This is a genomic window from Alistipes sp. AM16-43 (assembly GCF_003435745.1).
GTDB classification, from domain to species: domain Bacteria; phylum Bacteroidota; class Bacteroidia; order Bacteroidales; family Rikenellaceae; genus Alistipes; species Alistipes onderdonkii.
The window spans coordinates 63,531-84,822 of the sequence record NZ_QTUQ01000008.1; the positions used below are offsets into that span (position 1 = coordinate 63,531).

Here is a 21,292-nt window from a genome sequence, read left to right on the forward strand (position 1 = left end):
CGGTTGGTGCAGTCCATTTTATTTTTAACTTTGCGTCATGGAACTCCAACGTGCAATAGATAGTTTGCTGAAGTGGATGCACCGCTATGTCTCGCCGGTCTTTTTGGCGCTGCTCATGGCGTCGTTCATCCTGTGGTATATCGCCAAACTGAGTTATATCTACACCACCGAACAGAAGGTGCGTGTGGATGTCGACGGGCAGGTTTTCGATGTGACGTGTACCGTCGAGGGAGTCGGTACCAACCTGTTCGGTTACCAGGTCTACATGAACAAGACGCTGCGCATCCCGCTCTCGGCGCTCAAGTACAAGCGCTCGCGCGAGGAGGGGCACGAGGGGCGGATCATCATCGACCCGCAGTCGTTGCAGAATGCGATTTCCGTGAAATTCAGCGATATTAAGATAACCTCTATCGACGCGGTTCCCGAGATAGATTTTCCCGACGGACAGGAATGATGAAAGTAGGAGTTACGGGCGGCATCGGCAGCGGCAAGAGCACTGTCTGCCGCCTTTTTGCACAGAAGGGCATTGCGGTTTACGATTCGGACGCTGCGGCCAAAAGGCTGATGCAGGAGGATGGGGCGCTGCGGCGGCAGCTTGCCGGTCGCTTCGGCGAGGGGACTTTCCGCGACGGGCAGCTCGACCGGGCTTACCTCGCGGGCATCGTCTTTGCCGACCCGCAGGCGCTGGCTGACCTCAATGCATTGGTGCATCCGGTCGTTATGCGTGATTTCGATGCCTGGGCGGCGCGGCAGGAGGGTAGCTACGTGATCCTCGAAAGCGCCATCCTGTTCGAAGCCGGGCTCGAGGGCAGTGTCGACAAGACGGTCGCCGTCCTCGCGCCGCGCGAACTGCGCATCGAGCGCACCTGCCGCCGCGACGGGTGCGGGGCCGACCAGGTCGTGCGCCGCATCGCCGCTCAGCTCGACGATGATGCGCTGAGCGCCCGCGCAGACTATGTGGTGGTCAATATCTTCGAGGAAGACCTCGAACCCGCAGTTGTTAAACTCGACCGGATTTTCAGCCATGGCAGCAAATAACCCCTTGTTCGATTTCTCACAGCCCCGGGTGATGGCGATCCTGAACGTCACCCCCGACTCGTTTTTCGCCGGCAGCCGTATGCCCGATGCGCCGCATGTCGAGCGCCGCGTGCGCGAGGCCGTAGCCGAAGGGGCGTCGATCATCGACGTCGGCGGCTACTCGTCGCGTCCCGGGGCGGACGAAGTATCCCCCGGGGAGGAGTGGCGGCGCGTGGAGCTGGGCGTGGAGGCCGTGCGGCGGCTGGCTCCCGGCATGGCCGTTTCGGTCGATACGTTCCGCAGCGAGGTCGCTGCCCGGGCGATCGAAAGGTTCGGCCCCCTGATCATCAACGACATTTCTGCCGGGGAACTCGACCCCGCCATGCCTGCCGTCGCTGCGAAATACGGGGTGCCCTACATCGCCATGCACATGAAGGGCGACCCTAAGACCATGCAGTCGCTCACGGACTACAAACGCGACATCACGGCCGAGGTCGTCGCCTATTTCGAGGCCAGGGTTGCCGCGCTGCTCGCCGCCGGGATCGCACGCGAGCATCTCGTCCTCGACCCCGGTTTCGGTTTCGCCAAGACCACGGAACAGAATTATGAACTGCTCGCCGGGCTTCACCGCCTCTGTGTGCTGGGCTATCCCGTACTGGCGGGGCTCTCGCGCAAGTCGATGATCTACCGTGTGCTCGGCGTCACCCCTGCCCAGTCCCTTGCGGGTACCGTAGCCCTGGGGTGGGAGTGCCTGCGCCAGGGCGCCGCGATCCTGCGCGTCCACGACGTGCGGGAAGCCGTCGATACGGTGAGGATCTTCAACGCATACGTACAAAACAGCGGAGAGATATGCCAAATGAAAAAATAACGGGGAATCCGGCGGAGAAGCCTGCGGAAAAGGTGTCGGAAAACGGGGCGGAAAAACCTGCCGGGCGTCGTGACGGACGACGGGGAAGGCCGCAGGGCGGACAGCAAAACCGATCGCAGCAGGGCGCACAGCGGGACAAGCAGCATGATAGCCCGCAGAACAAGCCGCAGGCCGAAACGCAAAGCGGGCCGGGCAGGCAGTCCGAGGTGCGGGAGTGTCCGGGCGGCGAGCACCGCGGCGCAAGGCAATCCGCGTCCCGGGGCGGACGATCCGGTGAACGCCAAAACCTCCGCACGGCAGACAGCCGTAGCGGGAATTACGGCCGCTCCGGGAGTTCCCGTCCGGCGGACGGGACGGCGGTCGGGAAGCCCGCTTTCAACTGGACATGGCGCGACTATGCGCTGCAACTCTCGGTGGTCATCATCGGCATCGTCGTTACGTTCGCCGGCTCGGGTCTGATCGAACGCTGGCGCGTGGCGCGCGAGGTGCGTGCGACAATGCTGCTGGTACATGCCGAACTGGAAACCAACCGCGCGGATTTCATGCAGGTCTGGGACTATCAGCAATGGGAGATGCGTGCCTGCAAGCGCTTGACGGACAACCGCCGTGACCTGAAACGGATACCGTCCGATACGCTGGCCTCTTTCGATCCGGTTTACGGGCGGATCCATTTCTTCCATCCGCGCAGGGATGCTTTCGAGGTGCTGAAGAATTCCGGCCTGATGTCTTCGGTGTCCGACAAGGACTTCCTGCTGGCCGTCACGCAGGGATACGCCGTGCTGGCCGATTTGGAGGAGAATATCTCGATGTACTACCAGTTAAAACTCACTGCCCAGAACGACATGTCCAAGGACTTCAGCGAGAAACAGCGGGAGCGTTTCTATACCGGGGACATGTACGAGCGGTGGGAGTGTATTTTCTCGGTGCCGTGTTTTGCCGAATTCATGCTGACAGCGCCCTATTATTTCCCGGAGGGATATATCGAAGGATTGTTGGCGGACGTCGATCGGTCGATACGGGCGATCGAAGCGAAGTACAAACGGGATAAAAAAACGACCGATGATTAAAGTTACCGATATACACAAGCGCTTCGGCGACCTCGAAGTGCTGAAAGGCGTTTCGCTCGACGTCGCCCGGGGCGAGGTCGTTTCGATCGTCGGTGCCAGCGGCGCCGGCAAGACCACGCTGTTGCAGATCGTGGGTACGCTTTCGCGGCCCGACGGCGGACGGGTCGAAATCGACGGGCAGGATGTTTTTTCGCTGGGCGATAAGACGTTGTCCCGATTCCGCAACGGACGCATCGGTTTCGTGTTCCAGTTCCACCACCTGCTGCCCGAGTTCACGGCCTTCGAGAACGTCTGCATCCCGGGGCTGATCGGCAAACACCCCCGTGCGGAGGTCGAACGCCGCGCCGCGGAGCTGCTGGAAATGATGGGTCTCGCCGGGCGCCGCGACCATAAGCCCGGCCAGCTTTCCGGCGGCGAGCAGCAGCGCGTGGCCATCGCCCGGGCCCTGATCAATTCCCCCGCCGTGCTGCTGGCCGACGAACCCTCGGGCAACCTCGATTCGCACAACCGCGACGAGATACACCGTCTTTTTTTCGAGTTGCGCGACCGGCTGGGGCAGACCATCGTGATCGTGACCCACGACGAACACCTCGCCGCCATGGCCGACCGCCGCATCACGATGTCCGACGGCCGGATTCTGTAAGGCTGCGTCCGGTGGGCGGTTCGCGTTGCCGTACGGGTTCCCCGGGTGCCCTGCCGTCTGACATTGCTTCCGGTATCCGGCGGTTTTCCCGGCGTTCCGGGGGTGCTTCGGGCTGTTCCCGAAGCCGTCCGGGGTTGCGGATCATTGCATAAATACAGTTGTATTATGGATACAGAACTCAGGGAGCTGCTCGAACGGCTCCACGACAAATACAACCGTCCCGAGTTTATCGAGTGCGACCCCATCTCGGTGCCGCACCGCTATGAGGGGCGTGCCGACCGGGAGATCGCGGGATTTTTCGCCGCCACGATCGCCTGGGGCAACCGCAAGGCGATCGTGGCGAACGGCCACCGGATGATGCGCTGCATGGACGACGCTCCGGCTGATTTCGTGCGCAACGCCTCGGAGAAGGAGCTGGCTTCGCTTTCGTCCTATGCCCATCGCACGTTCAACGGCGGCGACCTGCGTGACTTCGTGCTGGCGCTGCGTCGTATGGAGGAGCTTCACGGCGGCATCGGTAGTTTCTTCGAGACCCGCTACGAGGCGACGCGGAGCATCCCGGCGGTCTTTGCCGAATTCCGGCGCGAATTCTTCGGCTGCGACCATGCTCCGCGTTGCGAAAAACATCTTTCGTCCATCGAGAAGGGCGCCGCCTGCAAACGGCTCTGCATGTACCTGCGCTGGATGGTGCGCCGTGACGGGCGGGGCGTGGATTTCGGCGAGTGGACGCGCATCCCGATGTCGGCGCTCTATATCCCGCTCGACGTCCATACCGGCAATATGTCCCGTGCGCTGGGGCTGCTCACACGCCGCCAGAACGACTGGCGTGCCGTCGAGCAGACCACCGCTTCGCTCCGCATGTTCGATCCCGCCGATCCTGTGCGTTACGATTTCTCGCTCTTCGGGGCGGGTATCGACGGTTACCTCAAAGTATAGAGACGATGTTCCGCTTCAAACAATTCGCCATACGCCAGGATCGCTGCCCGATGAAGGTCGGGACGGACGGCGTGCTGCTGGGCGCCTGGGTCTCGGTGCGTCCGTCGGACAGGCGCATCCTCGATATCGGTACCGGTACGGGGCTTATCGCACTGATGATGGCACAACGTGTCCCCGGGGCCCGGATCACGGGTGTCGACGTGGAAGACATTTCGCAGGCGCGGGAGAATGCCGATGCCTCGCCGTGGGGCGGCAGGGTAGCGTTCGTGCAATGCCCCGTCCAGGAGTTCGCGCCGCAGGAGCGGTTCGATCTGGTCGTCTCCAACCCGCCGTTCTTTGTCGGTTCGCTCACCTGTCCCGACGCGGGGCGTACCACGGCCCGCCATGCCGTGCGGCTGCCGTTCGGCGACCTGCGCGACGCCGTCGTGCGTCTGCTCTCCGACGAGGGGCACTTCGCCGTGGTCTTGCCTGCGGACGAGGCCGCCCGTTTCATCGGCATCTGCCGGGACGTGTTGCTTCCGGGGCGCCGTACCGACGTGCGCACGACGCCCCGCCACGCAGCCAAACGGGTGCTGCTCGAATTCGTCCGTACGCCTTCCGGCGACGTTTTTCCGCCCGCCGCCGCTTCGCCTCCCTCCGGTTTTTCCGCCGCGGGTTCCGGCCTTCGTTCCGATGACCCGGCGGCCCTGTCGGATGCCGTCCCCCTCTTTTCTGTGCCTTCCGTCCCGGCCCCCGATCGCACCGAGCTGGTTATCGGCACGGGTGTGCACGAGCAGTATACCCCCGAATACCGCGCCCTGACGCGCGATTTTTACCTGAAATTTTGATAGCACGGCAAAATAAGTTACATTTGCGTTAGCGATTAAAAAATTCGAACCCATGAAACTCAGACTTCTGGCGCTCGCCCTCGTCGTATGCGGCGGCGCCGCGGCGCAAAACCCATACATAGCCCTGCAAGGGGCCGACGAAACATCCGGCGGCATCGTCGTGTCGCAGCCCCGCACGGTACTGGCTGTCGACGTCACGGCCGAGCGCGACGTGACCCTCAGCGGCCCCTATGCGCGCTATGCGCAGAAATTCCTCGGCGTCCGCGCCCCGCTGACCGACAAGATGTCATGGGCCGTTACGGGGGCTTCGGTCGCCCTGCTCGACCCCAAGGCGTGCCTCGACGCGCCCGCCCCGGCCCAGCCTTCGCGCACGGTGATGTCCCATGCCACGTCCGAGGACGAATTTTCGCGCCTCCAGGCCGACAAGAACGACATGGCGGTGCTGGCGTTGGAGGACGCCGCCCGCGAAGCCGCCAACACGATCTTTTCGCTTCGCAGGCACCGTATCGAGCTCATCACGGGCGAAGCGGGCGAAAATGTCTTCGGTGAGGGGCTGAAAGCCGCCCTGGCCGAGATCGAACGCCTCGAACAGAGCTATCTGGAGCTCTTCCTGGGCAAGCGTGTCGTCACCACCGAGACCCGCCGCTATGTGGTCTATCCGCAATCCGACAAGAAGCAGTATATCGTCTGCCGTTTCAGCGCCGCCGCCGGGCTGCTCCCCGAGAGCGACCTTTCGGGCGACATGGTGCTGCTGCAGATCGAACCCTCGGGCAATACGGCTACCGCCGTCGAGGCTTCGGCCAAGGAGTCCAATACCGTGACCTGCCGTGTGGCCGACCCGTCGGTCTGCACGGTCATCGCGGGCGGACGCGAGTATGCCCGCGCGGTGCTTCCGCTGTTCGAGTTCGGCCGTACGATCAACGTCGCGCTTCCCCGCCGCAAATAGCTTCTGACGATGGATTACACGTCGCGTATGGTGGCGCTGCTCAGGGAGTTGCGCCGCGAGCGTAACGGTGCCGTAGCCGATTCGATGCGCTATTACGGTGCGCCCTACGGCCTGAATTACGGGGTGAGCCTGCCCACATTGCGCCGGATAGCGCGTGCGGAGGCGCCCGACCACGCTTTCGCCCGTTACCTCTACCGGCAGGATGTCCGTGAACTGCGCCTTGCGGCGCTGCATATTGCATGTCCGGCGAGCCTTACGCCGGAGGAGTTCCCCGCATGGGCCGCCGGCATCGTCAATTCCGAAATCGCCGAGGAAGCCGCTTTTGCCCTGCTGAGCCGAGCCGAGGCGTTCCCCGCGCTGTTCTCGGCGTGGATCGCCTCGCCCGATGCGTTGTTGCAGTATGCCGCCCTGCTCGCCGCCGCGCGCAGTCCCCGCCTTACGGCCTCATGGGTTGCTCCGGCCGTCGAAGCCGTGCACCGCAATGCAACGGCCGAGGCGACGGTCGAAACGCCGGCCGAAGCGACGACCGAGGCGACCTCCGCCGCAATTTCCGCCGCTGCGGATACCTCTGTTGCACCGGGTGCCTTTGTCTTTGATACGTCTGTTACGGAGGCCTCTTCTCCGGAAGTTGCCACGCTTGCTCCCGGCGATTCTTCCGTTGGCGACACCCCTTCCGCCGCAACTGCCTCAGCAGCCGCAGGCGCTTCTCCGGCCTCAGACCCGCATGTCGCCTCCCCGTGTGCTGCCGGGCAGCAGGTTTCCTGCCGGCCTCTGGCGCAGCATCCCGTCCCCGCCGCCCGCCTTACGGCTCAGGGTGCGGTGGCGCTGCTCGCGGCCGTCGCGGCGCAAAACGAGGAGAACCGGCAGGCGGTACTCCGCGCAGCCGGTTCTCTGGGTAAGCTCCCTGCCGAAGACTACGTCCACGAGGAGCTCGCCTGGCGTCTGGAGGCATAGGCCTCCCTTTCTCTCGTTGTTTTTTTCGCGCGGGTGTTCATCGCTGTGCCACATGTTCGCGCTTTTCCAGCTCCCGCAGCACGTTTACCAGGTGGTCGTAACTCGCAAGTCCGCTCTCGCGCCACAGCACTTCGCCCCGGCGGAAGAACATGAGCGTCGGTACCGACATGATGTTGTAGCGGTGCACTGCGTCCAGCATTCCGCGGTCGTCGATATCCACCTTGTATACATCCACGCGGCCGTTCATCTCCCGCTGGAACTTGTCGATGGCGGGGTGCATCATCTGGCATGGCCCGCACCATGTGGCGAAAAAGTCCACGAACGTCAGCGCGTCCCGCCAGATGATCTTGTCAAAATCCGTTGTTGTCATTCTGTCTTCCCTTTTTAGTTCATCTCCGCCCATGTGACCCCGGCGTAGGCCTTGTCCGCCAACTCCTTTTCCGCATAGCTGATCGTGCGGCGCAGCCCTTCTGCGAGCGGTGTCCGGGGCATCCAGCCCAGCTCCCTGCGTGCTGCCGAGATGTCGGGTGCACGCCGCCTTGCGTCGTCGGCCCGTGCCGCCGTGTGTACGATCCGCGAGCGGCTCCCGGTCAGCGCGACGATCTTCTCCGCCAGCGCCCGGATGGAGATTTCATGGTTGCTGCCCAGGTTCACCGTGCGTACCGCCCCGGCCGACGGCGGTGTTTCCATCAGCCTGACGAGTCCGTCCACTATGTCTTCGACCCAGCAGAACGTGCGCAACTGTTCTCCGCTGCCGTTGACGACGATGTCGCGGTTCTGCAGGGCCGCCACGACCATCTTTATCACCACGCGCTGATCCATCGGGTCGGCGCCGCTGCCGTAGGTGTTGAATATGCGGGCAATGCGTGCGTCGACGTCGTATTCACTGTTGTATGCCCTGTGCAGCGCTTCGGCGGCGCGCTTGCCTTCGTAGAGGATGTAGTGTGTCGAACAGAAGTTACCCGGCTCGCTTGCCGGATCGCGGTGCCCGATGCCGTAGATGTTTCCCGCCGAGGCGAAGACCACCCGCGCATGTTCGCTACGGGCTGTCTCGAGCGTGTTTATGGCACCCAGCACGCTCACGCGGAGCGTCTCCACCGGGAGCGCCTTGTTGTAGCGTACGCGCGACGGCGACGCGAGGTTGTATATCTCGTCGCAGCGGATGCTGAAGCCGTTGATGATGTTGTGGTGTACATACCGGAACAGGGGATGCTGTAACACGCCCCGCAGCAGGGGCGAGTTGACCGCATCGCGGATATCGACACAGAAAACCTCGTGCCCTTCCTCCAGAAGGCGCAGGCAGAGGTGCGTGCCGATAAATCCCACCCCGCCGAGAACGACTATTCTTTTTTGCATCTCTTACTCCTTTTTACGGGTGTAAGAGCAAAATCTATTCCACAAAAAGGGCCCGTGGCAGTTGGTCTACGCTGTTTATCGTCACGACCTCGATCCCTTTGGGGCGTTTGGCGCCCTTGCCCAGATACCCCGATACGACGATGCGTTTGAATCCCAGGCGTGCGGCCTCGCTGATGCGCTGCTCGGTGCGGGGCGCCGGGCGCACTTCGCCCGATAGTCCGATCTCGCCCGCGCAGCAGACCCCCTCGGCGACGGGGCGGTCGTAGTACGACGAGATCACCGCCGCGACCACGGCCAGGTCTAATCCCGGGTCGGCGACCTTGAACCCGCCGGCGAAATTCAGGAAGACGTCCTTCTGGAACATCTTCATTCCTACGCGTTTTTCCAGCACGGCCAGCAGCATGTTCATGCGCTTGGTGTCGTAGCCCGTCGTCGAACGCTGGGGCGTACCGTATGCCGCGCCGCTCACCAGTGCCTGCACCTCGATCAGGTAGGGGCGCACGCCGTCGGCCGAAGCGCCCACGGCGATGCCGCTCAGCGGCTCCTCGTAGTGCGTCAGCAGGATCTCGGACGGGTTGTCCACGCTCCGCAGGCCGCTGTCCAGCATCTCGAACACCCCGATTTCGAACGTCGCGCCGAAACGGTTCTTTATGCCGCGCAGGATGCGGTAGATATTGTTGCTGTCGCCTTCGAATTGCAGGACGACGTCGACGATGTGTTCCAGGATCTTGGGCCCGGCGATGCTTCCGTCCTTGGTGATGTGGCCGATGATGAAGATCGACGTCCCGGTCGACTTGGCATACTTGAGCAGCGTCGCGGCGCATTCGCGTATCTGCGACACGCTTCCCGCCGACGAGTCCAGCAGGTCGGTATAGATGGTCTGTATCGAGTCGATCACCACCAGGTCGGGCCTGTGTTCGCCGATCTGGTTGACGATATTTTCGAGCAGCGTCTCGGGATAGATCAGGCATTCGTCGTTCCCGATGCCGAGGCGGGCCGCACGCATCTTGATCTGTTCGGCCGACTCCTCGCCCGAGACATAGAGCGTTTTCAGTCCGTTCGCCGCCAGTGCGATCTGCAGCGAGAGGGTCGACTTGCCGATGCCCGGCTCCCCGCCCAGGAGGATCAGCGACCCCGGTACCATCCCGCCGCCCAGCACGCGGTTCACTTCGCTGTTGCCCACGTCTATGCGGCGGTGTTCGCTTTCGCGGATGTCGCCTACGCGCTGGGGCTTCGCCGCGGGCAGCGGCCCAGCGACGGTGGCCGCCACGGAACCGCTTTCGCGGGCTATGATCTCCTCCGTAAAGGTGTTCCACTCGCCGCACGAGGGGCAGCGCCCCAGCCATTTGGGGGCTTCGAACCCGCAGTTCTTGCAGAAAAAGGCCTTTTTGACTTTTGCCATCGGTGTGTTGTCGGTTTGTAAAGGGTCTTCGCAGCCCTTAGAAGGGGTGCGTCGTGTATTCCAGCCTCTCGACCTTCGTGATGCCGGCCGTGGGGTAGAGCGCCTGGTATTTGGCCGTGAGGTCTACGGTCAGCAGCGTGAGGCTCTTGCCCTCCTCCGAATAGTAGGAAACCGCATAGGTGTAGTCGGCGTCCTCGTAGAAGAACCGCAGCTGGTCGGGTTTGTCGGGTTCCTTGTTGAACGACCCGGTGATCGGCGCGGCGTCCGGCGCGGGTGTGATGTAGAGCCATCCGCTGTTGTGGTAGAGGAATTCGAGCACGTAACCGCCCCCGGCCTGCACCGGGGCTTCGGCCAGCACGTCCGCGCGTATGGCCTCGATTATCGGGTCGGGTTCAGGTTCCGGCTCGGGCTCGGGTTCCGGCTCGGGCTCGTCTTCGGCCGTTGCCGTTGCTGCTGCGCCGAGCGTGACGGTGGCTTCGACCCGGCTCACCGGATAGCTTGTCGTGTAGTACGGTTCCGATTTCTCCCCGCAGGCCGCGAGTGCCGCCGCGAGGATCAGTATGGCTATGTATCTTATGGCTTTCATCCTTCCGGTATTTGTCAAAGTCCCAGTTCCTGATCTATCAGCACGACCAGCACGCGCCCTGCGGGCCAGCACCGCATCATCTCCATACGCGTGTTGCACACGCGGTCGGGCGAGTTGCAGTCCGAGCATACGCCCGTCCGGGCGCACGGCGTGCGGAACCCCGGGTGCCGTGCGACGTTTTGCGGTGCGGCGATCGTGCGGATGCGCTCCTCGGCCTGGGCACGGTCGGCGACGATCTTGTTGCGTCCGGCCACGATGACCACCTTGCGGGGCCCGAACGCCACCGGGGCGATGCGGTTGCCCACCTTGTCGAGCCAGTGGAGCGAGCCTTCCATGCTGATGGCGTTGACCCCCGTGATGAAGAGGTCGGACATCAGCGCCTGCCGGCGTATCTCCAACCGTTCGGGATAGCTCATCGCGGGGTCGAACCCGTCGAGCAGCTTCCAGCGTCCGTCGCCGCGCAGCCACCCGACGATGCCCGTGGCGTGCATCGTTTCCGAGTCGCCGAACGATACTATTTCCGGCCGTTCCCGCTCCGCGATGGCTTTCAGCACCGCGAACGCCTCGGTGATGTCCTTCACCGTTTCAACCTCAAAATGGTGTCGCCGTAATGCTTCGGCGCAGTTTGCCAGTTTCATCTGTTTCGAATTGTCCGCCCCCGAGGAATCCCTCAGGGCTATAATTAAGGTACGAAATTATAAGGTAAATCGCCGCCCCGAGTGCCAGGATTACCACGATCCATCCGATGACTCGCTTTCTGCGTCGTTCCCGGCGGGTCTCTTCCCGGATCTCGGCTTTGACGCGTTCGACCGTTTCGGGCGGGAGTTCTTCCCGACGCGTCGGATGACCGGCCCTATCCCTGCCCAGCAGGTCGAGCATCTTCTCTTTCTTGCTGCGGGGCTGCCGTTCGCGGCGGTTGGCCGCGAGCCGTTGGATCATGTCCTGTACATGCCCCAGCAACATATGCCTACTTGATAAAGAACCTGTATATGTCGTTTCCGTTGGCGTACAGCAACAGGAACAGGATGATGACCAGCCCGACGTACTGCGCGCCTTCCAGCACCTTGTCGCTCACCTTGCGTCCCGTGACCATCTCCCAGAACGTGAAGATCGCATGCCCGCCGTCCAGGCCCGGTATGGGCAGGATGTTCATCACCGCGAGGATGATCGACAGGAACGCCGTCTTCAACCAGAAATCCTCCCAGTTCCAGTCCCCGGGGAAAATACTGCCGATGGCGATGAACCCGCCCAGCTCCTCGTACATCTTGGTCTTGGGCTGCACGATCATCTTCAACTGTTCCCAGTAGGACGAAATGACTTTCCCGGCCTTTTCGATGCCTGCCGGGATCGACTGCCAGAAGGTGTACTCCTGTGTGCGCAGCGTATAGGGATTGCGTGCTATCACGCCCAGCTTGCCCTCGTCGGACACCGGGACGGCGATCTGCAGCAGCATGTCGCCTTCGCGCTTCACCGTCAGGGTCACCTCCCCGCCCGCCCGGGTCTTGAGGTATTGCTGGTAGCCGGAGTATTCCAGCCCCCGTGCGTCGTCGATGGCCACGATCTCGTCGCCGCGCCTGAGCGCCGCCGCCGATTCGTACACCGCACTGTCGATCAGGAACGGCACACGCAGCGTAAAGAGATCTTCGTAACCTTTGGCCTGGCGCATCTCGATCAGCTCGTCCAGCGGCAACGTCAGCTCCACGTGCTTCCCGCCGCGCTCGACGACGACCTTCCGCTCGCCTTCGGTGATGAGCAGCGAATTGAGTATCTTGTTGATATCGTCGACCGGCTCGCCGTCGATGGTCACGAACTTGTCGCCGTCCTCGAAGCCGAGCTTGTGCCCCGCCTCGTTGAAGTTGTACCCCCATTTGGCGTCCTCGTTCGAGAAGTAGTTGTCGCCCCACACGTAGCAGACGCCGCAGTAGATGACGATCGCCAGCAGGACGTTCATCACCACGCCCGCGATCATCACCAAAAAACGCTGCCATGCGGGTTTGGTGCGGAATTCGTCGGGCTTGGGGGGCTGTTTCATCTGCTCCTTGTCCATCGACTCGTCGATCATGCCGGCGATCTTGCAGTATCCGCCCAGCGGCAGCCAGCCCAGCCCGTACTCGGTGTCGCCGCGCTTGAACTTGAAGATCGAAAACCACGGGTCGAAGAAGATATAGAACTTGTCGACGCGGATCCTGAAAACCCGCGCCATGAGGAAGTGCCCCAATTCGTGGATGCCCACCAGGATGGTAAAGCAGAGGAAAAACTGAATGATCTTGATGATTATATCCATGTCTGTCTTTTGGTTACAACGCTAAGTATTCCGCGGCCAGCCGCCGGGCCTCGTCGTTCGCTTCGGCGTAGTCCCCGAGGGTGGGGGCGGCGGCGAACGAGGCGCGCCCCAGGGCGTACTCGATGGCACGCACGATATCCAGCCATGCGCACTTGCGGCCGAGGAACGCCGCGACGGCCACCTCGTTGGCGCCGTTCATCGTGCAGGCCGCCGTGCCGCTGCGGCGCAGGCACTCGCAGGCGATCTCCAGCGCCGGGTATTTCGCCCGGTCGACCCCGGCGAATGTCAGCTGCGGATGCGCCATGAAGTCGAACCGCTCGCCGGGGCGGGTCGCCCGCCGGGGGTACATCAGCGCGAAGCTGATCGGCATACGCATGTCGGGCGTGCCCAGCTGTGCCTTGATCGCCCCGTCCTCGAACTCCACCATCGAGTGTACGATCGACTGCGGGTGCAGCAGCACCGTTATTTTCTCCACCGGGGTGCCGAACAGCCAGTGTGCCTCGATCACCTCGAAGCCTTTGTTCACCAGCGTCGACGAGTCTATCGTGATCTTTGCGCCCATCTCCCACTGGGGGTGGCGCAGCGCCTGTTCCACGGTCACGTCGGCCAGTTTTTCGCAGGGCAGGTCGCGGAATGCGCCGCCGCTGCACGTGATGATGAGCCTCCGTATGGGCGACTGCTCGCCCACCAGGCACTGGAAGATGGCCGAATGCTCCGAGTCGATCGGCAGGATCGGGGCACGCTTTTCGGCCGCCAGCCGCATCACGTATTCGCCGCCCACCACGAGCGACTCCTTGTTGGCCAGCGCCAGTTTCTTCCCGGCGCCGAGCGCGGCCACCGTCGGCGCCAGCCCGGCGTAGCCTACCAGCGCGTTGACCACCACGTCCGTATCGCCGCCCGCCGCGACCTGAGCCACGGCATCCTCTCCGGCGTAAACCTTCACATCGGTGCCGGCCAGCGCATCGCGCAGCTGCCCGTAATAGCGTTCGTCGGCGATGACCGCCGTGTCCGCGTCGAATTCCCGTGCCTGTGCCGCGAGCCGCTGCCAGTTGCGGTTGGCCGTCAGCACGCGCACTTCGAACAGGGAGGGGTTCTCACGCACGATGTCGAGCGTCTGCACGCCGATCGAGCCCGTCGAACCCAGTATTGCAAGTCGTTGTTTCATGCCTGTGCGTCAGAATACGATGTACCCTTCTGGGTCTACGGGCTTGCCGTTGTTCCAGAGTTCGAATTCGAAAAGCCGCACCTCGCCCTCTTCCGCCTCGGCGTTGTAGCCGACCATCTCGCCCGCGCGGATGGTCTGCCCCGTGGTGACGAGCGACTGCGAAAGCCCCTTGTAGACCGAGAGGAGGTTGTTCGCATGCTGCAGCTCGACCATGTAACCCGTCTCGGGCGTCCAGAGGCTCAGCACCACCGTGCCGTTGTCGATGGCCGTGATGCGGTCGCTGGCCGCCGCCGCGATGCGTACCCCGAAATTGCCGTTGCGGATGTCGAAGCGGTCGGTGATGATCCCCTCCACGGGTTTGGCCAGCTCGATCGCCTCGCGTACCGAACGCCGCGACCCGCCGCTGCGGCCCGCGATGGCGTACGGGCCGTCGCCCTCCATCTGCGCCCGCAGGAGCGAGTCCTCGGGCGAGGGCATCACCAGCACTTTGCTGGTGCGGGTACTGTCCGACGTGGCGAGCGTGCGCGCCACGGGGGTTTTGCCTTCCATGATCAGCGCGATATGCTGGTTGTAGGTGAGCATGTCGTTCATCATGCGCTCCATCGAGTCGAGCCGGATGATGTTCTGCACGAGGCTTTCGCGCGAACGGTCTGCCTCGGTGCGGTATCCCGGCAGCAGTTCCAGGATCGGGGAGTAGGCCACCAGCGACAGGATGAGGATGAACAGCAGCAGCACGAACGACAGGAAGGCCGTGAAGATGCTGGCCGGCGAGAGGTGCATGTGCCACTCCTCGCTGTTGTCCGTGGCATTGAGCATGTTGAAACGGCGTTTGCGGAAAAGCCCGCGCCACCATGCCCGTATGGATTTGAAAAATCTCATCGGTTTATGACATTATGAATGCAAAGATAACCAATTTCATAGAAAACCTTTGCGGAACGCGCCGAATTTTTTAACTTTGTGATCGTTTAGAATCAACGCAAAAAACAGCTGAAAAGTATGGTAAAACCTACATTACTCGTCCTCGCCGCAGGTATGGGCTCCCGTTACGGTTCGCTCAAGCAGATGGACGGGGTCGGCCCCAACAACGAGGCCATCATAGATTATTCGGTCTACGACGCCATCCGCGCTGGCTTCGGCAAGGTCGTATTCGTCATCCGCCACTCCTTCGAAAAGGAGTTCCGCGAGGTCTTCTCCGCGGAGCGTTTCGGCGGCCGCATCGCCGTGGAGTTCGTGTTCCAGGAGCTGGACTACCTGCCCGAAGGGGCTGCCGTTCCCGAAGGTCGCGTCAAGCCGTGGGGCACCAACCATGCCGTGATGATGGCGGCCGATGCCGTCCACGAGCCTTTCGCCGTAATCAATGCCGACGATTTCTACGGTGCCGAGGCCTACAAGACCATCGGGGACTACCTTTCGCAGTTGGGTGAGAGCCGGAACCGCTACTGCATGGTCGCCTACGACCTCGACAAGACTCTTTCGGACAACGGTACCGTTTCGCGCGGCGTCTGCGGCGTGGATGCTGCGGGCAACCTCACCTCGATGGTCGAGCGCACGCAGATCGAGCGTATGCCCGACGGCAGGATCGTCTTCCACGACGGCGGCGCCGACGAAGTACTGGCCGGGGACACGCCGGTGTCGATGAACCTTTTTGGCTTCACCCCCGATTTCTTTACCTATTCCAGGGAGTATTTCAAGACGTGGCTCGCCCGCAACAAGGAGAACCTCAAGGCCGAGTTCTACATCCCGACGATGGTCAACAAACTCATCGGCGAAGGTACGGCCTCGTTGCGTGTGCTCCGCTCGGCGGCGCAGTGGCACGGCGTCACCTACAAGGAGGACAAACCCGCGCTGGTGGCCTCGATCGAGAAGATGATCGCCGAGGGCAAATATCCCCGCAACCTCTGGGCATAATTGCCGGTTGCGGCATCGCATATGCAAAAGGGCGGATGTTTTCATCCGCCCTTTGCTTGTTATTTGTGGGGTGCCGCTTGGCGACCGGATTCGGAAAGCCTGATTTGCCTTCGGTTTGGCCGGCTTCCGCGGCGGCTCAGTCCAGGAAACCTTCCCTGACCAACTGCTCCCGGATGCGCGTCCAGTCCGCTACGGGGCGTTTCACACCGTCCACGAACCGGATCGGGCAGCCGAGGCTGCTGTCGTCGATGTAGAGGTCGGCGTGGACTTTCGGCGAGGATGTCCAGCGCTGCTGCGAGGGGTTCTCGTTCACGGCGTAGAGCGGGATTCCCCGCTCGCGGAACCACCGGATCGCGTCGTCGAGCAGCTTGCCGTGGCGCATCGTGTAAAGTATCAGGCGGCAACCGTTGTCCGTAAGTTCTTTCAGTACGGGAACCGCCCCGGCGTCGTCGCCGATTTCGGGATATGCGTGTGTCACGACCGTTCCGTCGAAATCGACGGCGATCAATGCATTGCGTATAGCCATTTATTCCTTGTTCCTTATTCTACGTCCGATTTTGCTGAAGAAAAGTTTCAGGCGCTTGCGGTAGCTGGTCTCCTTGTAATCGTCGTAACCATACCCGTATCCGTACCCGTAACCATATCCGTACCCATATCCGTACCCGTATCCGTGGCGGCGGGTGCGCGTGCCGTTGAGTACGACGCACATGTTGCGGAATTTCTTCTCGCGGTAAAGCCGTTCGATGTCGGGTAGCTGCCGGCGGTCGAGTACGCCTTCGCGCACGATATAAATGCAGAGGTCAGCCAGCCGGTCGGTGATGACTGCGTCAGCGACCGACATGGCCGGGGTGCTGTCGATGAATACATAGTCGTAGCTCTCCCGCAGCTCTGCGATCAGTTTGTCCAGACGATCCGAAAGCAGCATCTCCGTGGGGTTGGGCGGCTGGATGCCGGCGCAGATCACGTCGAGGTTCTTGTGTACGTCCATCGGCGTAATCAGTTCGCCGATGTCGGTGATTGTCCCTGCCAGGTAGCTGGTAATACCTTTTTTGCTGTTGCTGCGGCCCAGCGTCGTGGAGAGCGCGTGGCGGCGCAGGTCGAGGTCGATCAGTACGACCCGCTTCCCGGCCGTGGCGAGCGTCATCGCCAGGTTCATCGCCACGAACGTCTTGCCCGCATGGGGGTCGGACGAAGTGAAGAGCACGCACTTGATCTCCTTGCCCGACGACACGTTCATGAAGGTCATGTTCGAACGCAGGATGCGGAAAGCCTCGGACAATGCGTCGCGGCCGGTTTCCCGGACGACGATGCCGCCCTTGTTCTCGCCTTCGAGGAAGGGAATGTCCCCCAGGAACGGGGCGCTGATGTTCTCTTCGATGTCCTTGCGGCCGCGGATGGTCGTGTCGAGCATGCCGATCAGGTAGATGATGCCGAAGGGGATCGCAAGGCCGGCCAGCAGGCTGATGCCCAGGATGATCATCGAACGGGGCGACACGGGCCTGGGGCTGCCGTATGCCTGGTCGATCGTACGCGAATTGCTTTCGGCGACGGCATAGTTGAGCTGCGTCTCCTCCTGTTTGTTGAGCAGGTAGAGGAACAGCTCCTCCTTGATCTTCTGCTGGCGCATGATGTCTAACAGGACTTTCTCCTGCGACGGCATGGTGGATATGCGGTGGTTGGCCAGCGCCTCCTCCTTGCGCATGTTCGAAAGCTGTATTTCGAGCGTCGAGACGTGCGAGTTGAGCGAAGCGATGATCGAGCGGCGCACGGCAGCCAGCACGTTGTCCATGTCCTGGATCACGGGGCTGCGTTCCGAACTGTTTTCGAGCAGTTTCTGGCGGCGCAGGATGGCGTCGTTATATTCGGTGATCTGGGCGACGATCCCGTTGTTGGTCAGCGAGGCGACCATCGGGATCAGATCCCCCGCGTGCGACGGGTCGTCGAGGTAGTCGCGGATGTAGTTGGCGACGCTGATCTGGTTTTCGATCGAAAGCCCTTCGACCTTGAATTTGCTGCTCTCTGTGATGGATCGGGTAGCCTCCGAGGTGATGTCGATCATCTGGTTGCTCTTTTTGATCCCCTCGATTTCGCTGTCCACGACGCCCAGTTCCCGCCCGATGGCCAGCATACGCTCCTTGATAAAGGCGTTCGTCACGACCGATACCTGCCGCTTGTCGGCGATGGCGTCCTCTTCGTACACGGCGATCAGCGTGTTGATCACGTCCTCGGCACGCTTGGGCACGGAGCTGTTCATCGAGATGGTGACGATCGACGCCTGTTTGTTGGCCACGTCGCTCTTTACGGTGGCGCGGTAGGCGTTCGTCGTGACCATCGGCGAACTCTTGGTGACGGTGATGGGCCTGTCCACGTAGGTCGAGTCCATGAACGGCGTCTTGTGTACGACCATCTGCCCCAGCGGGGTGGGGATCGTGTCGCCGTACTGGGCGCGGATGACCCTGCGCTTCTCCTGCTTGGTGAGGTACTTGTCGTCGAAGTCCGCCAGCTTGATCCGGCCGTCCTCGAGTTCGGTCACCTCCAGCGAAAGGCGCTGGTTGTCGTCGTCGATGAAATCGACTTCGATGGGCGAGCGGCCGTAGAGGTCGAGCGTCCGCAGCCCGTCCCGTACGGAGTAGTTGACCGTCAGGTGGAGGCGCTTTACCACCTCGGACATCAGCCTGTGCGACTGGAGGATGTAGACCTCGTTGTCGACGTTGCGGCGGTTCTGGAAACCTACCAGGTCGCTGAAAGCGCCCAGCTCCATGTCGCCGCCCTTGCGGCTGTCCTTTACGAGGATGGTGGCCGTACGGCTGTATATCTTCGGGGTGCTGGCCAGGTAGTAATAGGCCACGCCGAGGCAGATGAGCACCGACAAGGCGAACCAGTACCAGTTGGCCAGAACCATCTGTAACAGGTCGTGCAGCGTGAGGCCGCTGCCGTTTTCGTTCTCGTCGTTCTGCAGGTGTTGCTGCTGGTTGTTGTATTCGGTCATGGCCCGGCTTATTTGGTTAAGGTTATGATAAGCGTCGCCACGGAGATGGCCGTACCTACGAGCGAGAGGTAGAAGTTGCGGTTCTGGCTGATCTCACCGGCCTGTGCCTTGTATTTATTGGGCTTGACATAGATCACGTCGTTCTGCTGGATGTAGAACGCCGGCGAGTTGAAGAGGTCTTTCGATGTGAGGTCGAGGTATTCGATCGTGCGTACGCCGTCCACTTCGCGGGCCACGGCCACGTCCGTACGGATGCCGTAGATCGTCAGGTCGCCGGCCATGGCCAGGGCGTCGAAGATCGAGATCTTGTCGCGCGTGACGTCGTACTGTCCCGGGCGGGCTACTTCGCCGACGACCGAAATCTTCATGTCGGCGAACTGCACGTTGACCGACGGGTCGTTGATATACCCGCCCTCGACGATCTTGTCGGCGATGAGCTGCGCCAGTTCGCTGCGGGTTTTTCCCTTGCAGTCGATCTTCCCGATCACGGGCATGTCGAGCATGCCGTTCTCGTCCACCGTGCGGATCTGCAGCGACTGGTTGGTCGCCGAACTGTACGAGGCGACTCCCGTCACGGAACTCAGCGAGGTCGACGAGTTGAACGGCACTGCCAGTTCGGGGTCTTTGCTGTTGACCACGATCGTCAGCCGGTCGAGGGGCTTGATCCGTATCTGGCCGCTTTCGGCGATTTGTTCGGGCGTAAACGGGTTCGCGTCCTGCAGGTACCAGGCACGTTTCTGCGAGGCGCAGGACGAGACCAGCAGGGCCAGGATGGCCGGGACTAAGAGGCGGAAATGCTTCATTTTATTACTTAGAGCGTTTTGTTTTTGTATAAGGCGTTTTATATCGTGCGCAAAGGTAGTAATTTTTTATGAAATAAACATACCCGCCCGCCCAGCTATTTTGTCCCATTTTCACCCGATTCGGCCGCAGCCCGGATTTTTTCCGGAAAAAAACGTACATTTGACGTCCCGGAATCCGGTTACGTATTAAAATTCGCAAATTATGCTGCATCCCGAGTGGAGCTACCAGGCTGTAATCTATGAAATGAACGTGCGCCAGCTGACGCGCGAAGGTACCCTCAGGGCCGCCGCCGCGAAGCTCGGCTTCCTGCGCGACATGGGCATCGACGCCGTATGGCTCATGCCCGTCTATCCGATCGGCGCCGAGGGGCGCAAGGGCTCGCTGGGCTCTTACTATTCGATCCGCGACTATTGCGCCGTCGACCCCGGGCTGGGGACGATGGGGGATTTCGATGCGTTTGTCGCCGAGGCGCACCGCCTGGGCATGAAGGTGCTGCTGGACTGGGTCGCCAACCATACGGCGCGCGACGCCCGCTGGGTCGGCGAGAAGCCTGCCGACTGGTATGAGCGCGATGCCGCGGGGGCGCCCGCCGTGCCCTGGGACTGGACGGACACCGCCAAACTCAACTACGCGAACCGCGACGTATGGCGGGCCGAGGCCGACGCCATGGAGTTCTGGGTGCGCCGGCACGCCGTCGACGGCTTCCGCTGCGACATGGCGATGCTCGTGCCCGTGGAGTTCTGGAATGAGACTGCCCGCCGCCTGCGGAAGGTAAACCCCGGCCTGTTCCTGCTGGCCGAGGCCGAGGAGCCTTACCTCTTCGAAGCGGGTGCCTTCGACGCCTGCTATGCCTGGGAGATGCACCACCTGATGAACGACGTGGCGCAGCAGAAGGTGCGCGTGACCGCCCTGCGCGACTACATTTATGCCGACCGTAACCGTTACCCGCAGTCCGCCATGCGCCTGGTGTTCACCTCCAACCACGACGAGAATTCGTGGAACGGCTCGGAGTTCACGCGCATGGGCGGCGCCCGCGAGATCATGGCCGCCTTCACGTTCGTCGTGCCGCGCGGCCTGCCGCTGGTCTATACCGGGCAGGAGATCGGCTACGACCATTCGTTCGCCTTCTTCGACCGCGACCCGATCCCCTCCTACGCGGCCAATTCGTTCACGGATTTCTACCGCCGCCTGGCCGGGCTCCGGCATGCCAACCCTGCGCTCGCCGCCGGGGAGGCGGGCGGCGAGATGGTTGAGATACGCAACAACGCCGAGGATTGCCTGATGACCTTCGTGCGCGAAGTGAAGGGCAACCGCGTCGTCGCCGTGATGAACCTCTCGCCCTACGCCATCCATGCCGATTATTACACGGGCATCTATGCCGGCATGTACACCGATGCCATGACGGGCGTTGCCTGCGAACTGCGCGGGCATGTCGAGGAGGACATGGCGCCGTGGAGCTACCGCATCCTGACGCGCTGACCCCTGCGGCCGCGGAGGCAGCGGCCGCATCCCCGCCCGATCCCTGCCCGATGCCCGCCCG

23 protein-coding genes are annotated in these 21,292 nt (G+C 62.2%); 11 read left to right on the top strand and 12 right to left on the bottom strand.

What is annotated here, in order from left to right:
- Positions 1–37 precede the first annotated feature (37 nt).
- The 9 genes from DW189_RS12550 (at position 38) to DW189_RS14655 (ending at position 7,258) form a co-directional block, all read left to right on the top strand.
- Positions 38–454 carry a hypothetical protein gene (locus DW189_RS12550; RefSeq protein WP_022332275.1) on the top strand — a complete coding sequence of 139 codons (417 nt, stop codon included), beginning with the start codon at positions 38–40 and terminating at the stop codon, positions 452–454.
- On the top strand, positions 454–1,038 hold the full coding sequence (gene coaE / locus DW189_RS12555; protein ID WP_055203152.1) for a dephospho-CoA kinase: 585 nt from the start codon (positions 454–456) through the stop codon (positions 1,036–1,038). Before DW189_RS12550 ends, coaE begins: the two co-directional genes overlap by 1 nt.
- A 31-nt stretch (positions 1,039–1,069) precedes the next feature.
- Positions 1,070–1,885 (top strand): dihydropteroate synthase, encoded by an 816-nt coding sequence (folP, locus tag DW189_RS12560; protein ID WP_117508424.1) that lies wholly within the window; start codon positions 1,070–1,072, stop codon positions 1,883–1,885.
- Positions 1,867–2,952, top strand: a complete 1,086-nt coding sequence (locus DW189_RS12565) for a hypothetical protein (protein ID WP_141417960.1) — start codon at positions 1,867–1,869, stop codon at positions 2,950–2,952. Before folP ends, DW189_RS12565 begins: the two co-directional genes overlap by 19 nt.
- On the top strand, positions 2,945–3,595 hold the full coding sequence (locus tag DW189_RS12570; RefSeq protein WP_018697325.1) for an ABC transporter ATP-binding protein: 651 nt from the start codon (positions 2,945–2,947) through the stop codon (positions 3,593–3,595). The genes DW189_RS12565 and DW189_RS12570 overlap by 8 nt, the downstream gene beginning before the upstream one ends.
- A 165-nt stretch (positions 3,596–3,760) precedes the next feature.
- A complete protein-coding gene (locus DW189_RS12575; protein ID WP_174760551.1) occupies positions 3,761–4,531 on the top strand; it encodes a TIGR02757 family protein in 771 nt (256 codons plus the stop codon).
- A gap of 5 nt (positions 4,532–4,536) precedes the next feature.
- Complete coding sequence (locus DW189_RS12580; RefSeq protein ID WP_117508427.1) at positions 4,537–5,358, top strand: tRNA1(Val) (adenine(37)-N6)-methyltransferase; 822 nt, start codon at positions 4,537–4,539, stop codon at positions 5,356–5,358.
- A 52-nt stretch (positions 5,359–5,410) separates the two neighbouring features.
- Positions 5,411–6,304: a DUF4831 family protein gene (locus DW189_RS12585; protein ID WP_055203047.1), complete on the top strand. Its 894-nt coding sequence runs from the start codon at positions 5,411–5,413 to the stop codon at positions 6,302–6,304.
- Positions 6,305–6,313: 9 nt separating this feature from the next.
- Positions 6,314–7,258: a DNA alkylation repair protein gene (locus tag DW189_RS14655; RefSeq protein WP_232045526.1), complete on the top strand. Its 945-nt coding sequence runs from the start codon at positions 6,314–6,316 to the stop codon at positions 7,256–7,258.
- A 37-nt stretch (positions 7,259–7,295) separates the two neighbouring features.
- Here the strand turns inward: DW189_RS14655 and DW189_RS12600 are convergent, their stop codons facing one another.
- From DW189_RS12600 to DW189_RS12640, 9 genes are read right to left on the bottom strand one after another with little or no spacing between them, the layout of a single operon-like run.
- Positions 7,296–7,628: a thioredoxin family protein gene (locus tag DW189_RS12600; protein ID WP_117508428.1), complete on the bottom strand. Its 333-nt coding sequence runs from the start codon at positions 7,626–7,628 to the stop codon at positions 7,296–7,298.
- A 14-nt stretch (positions 7,629–7,642) separates the two neighbouring features.
- A complete protein-coding gene (locus DW189_RS12605) occupies positions 7,643–8,614 on the bottom strand; it encodes an NAD-dependent epimerase/dehydratase family protein (protein ID WP_117508429.1) in 972 nt (323 codons plus the stop codon).
- 34 nt (positions 8,615–8,648) lie between these two features.
- Positions 8,649–10,016, bottom strand: a complete 1,368-nt coding sequence (radA, locus tag DW189_RS12610; RefSeq protein ID WP_055203041.1) for a DNA repair protein RadA — start codon at positions 10,014–10,016, stop codon at positions 8,649–8,651.
- Positions 10,017–10,053: 37 nt separating this feature from the next.
- The gene (locus tag DW189_RS12615; protein WP_117508430.1) at positions 10,054–10,602 is read right to left on the bottom strand and encodes a hypothetical protein; all 549 of its coding nucleotides are present in this window, start codon (positions 10,600–10,602) and stop codon (positions 10,054–10,056) included.
- A gap of 14 nt (positions 10,603–10,616) precedes the next feature.
- Positions 10,617–11,240, bottom strand: coding sequence for a lactate utilization protein (locus tag DW189_RS12620; protein ID WP_117508431.1), 624 nt, complete (start codon positions 11,238–11,240; stop codon positions 10,617–10,619).
- Positions 11,194–11,565, bottom strand: coding sequence for a hypothetical protein (locus DW189_RS12625; RefSeq protein ID WP_117508432.1), 372 nt, complete (start codon positions 11,563–11,565; stop codon positions 11,194–11,196). The genes DW189_RS12620 and DW189_RS12625 overlap by 47 nt, the downstream gene beginning before the upstream one ends.
- Before the next feature lie 4 nt (positions 11,566–11,569).
- Positions 11,570–12,886, bottom strand: coding sequence for an RIP metalloprotease RseP (rseP, locus tag DW189_RS12630; RefSeq protein WP_055212176.1), 1,317 nt, complete (start codon positions 12,884–12,886; stop codon positions 11,570–11,572).
- 13 nt (positions 12,887–12,899) lie between these two features.
- Positions 12,900–14,051 (bottom strand): 1-deoxy-D-xylulose-5-phosphate reductoisomerase, encoded by a 1,152-nt coding sequence (dxr, locus tag DW189_RS12635; RefSeq protein ID WP_117508433.1) that lies wholly within the window; start codon positions 14,049–14,051, stop codon positions 12,900–12,902.
- 9 nt (positions 14,052–14,060) lie between these two features.
- Entirely contained in the window at positions 14,061–14,930 is an 870-nt protein-coding gene (locus DW189_RS12640) for a murein hydrolase activator EnvC family protein (RefSeq protein WP_117508434.1), read from the bottom strand.
- Between the two features lie 117 nt (positions 14,931–15,047).
- Here DW189_RS12640 and DW189_RS12645 point away from each other — a divergent pair, with 117 nt between their 5' ends.
- A complete protein-coding gene (locus DW189_RS12645; protein ID WP_174760552.1) occupies positions 15,048–15,959 on the top strand; it encodes an NDP-sugar synthase in 912 nt (303 codons plus the stop codon).
- Between the two features lie 136 nt (positions 15,960–16,095).
- On the opposite strand, the gene DW189_RS12650 is transcribed toward DW189_RS12645, so the two are convergent.
- Genes DW189_RS12650 through DW189_RS12660 form a run of 3 tightly spaced genes read right to left on the bottom strand, consistent with a single transcriptional unit; the run spans position 16,096 to position 19,751 of the window.
- Positions 16,096–16,485 (bottom strand): hypothetical protein, encoded by a 390-nt coding sequence (locus DW189_RS12650; protein WP_022332260.1) that lies wholly within the window; start codon positions 16,483–16,485, stop codon positions 16,096–16,098.
- Positions 16,486–18,948 (bottom strand): GumC family protein, encoded by a 2,463-nt coding sequence (locus DW189_RS12655; RefSeq protein ID WP_117508436.1) that lies wholly within the window; start codon positions 18,946–18,948, stop codon positions 16,486–16,488.
- Positions 18,949–18,956: 8 nt separating this feature from the next.
- Entirely contained in the window at positions 18,957–19,751 is a 795-nt protein-coding gene (locus DW189_RS12660; RefSeq protein ID WP_055203024.1) for a polysaccharide biosynthesis/export family protein, read from the bottom strand.
- 202 nt (positions 19,752–19,953) lie between these two features.
- On the opposite strand from DW189_RS12660, the gene DW189_RS12665 reads away from it, so the two are divergent.
- The gene (locus DW189_RS12665; protein WP_153919521.1) at positions 19,954–21,231 is read left to right on the top strand and encodes an alpha-amylase family glycosyl hydrolase; all 1,278 of its coding nucleotides are present in this window, start codon (positions 19,954–19,956) and stop codon (positions 21,229–21,231) included.
- The last annotated feature ends 61 nt before the right edge of the window (positions 21,232–21,292 follow it).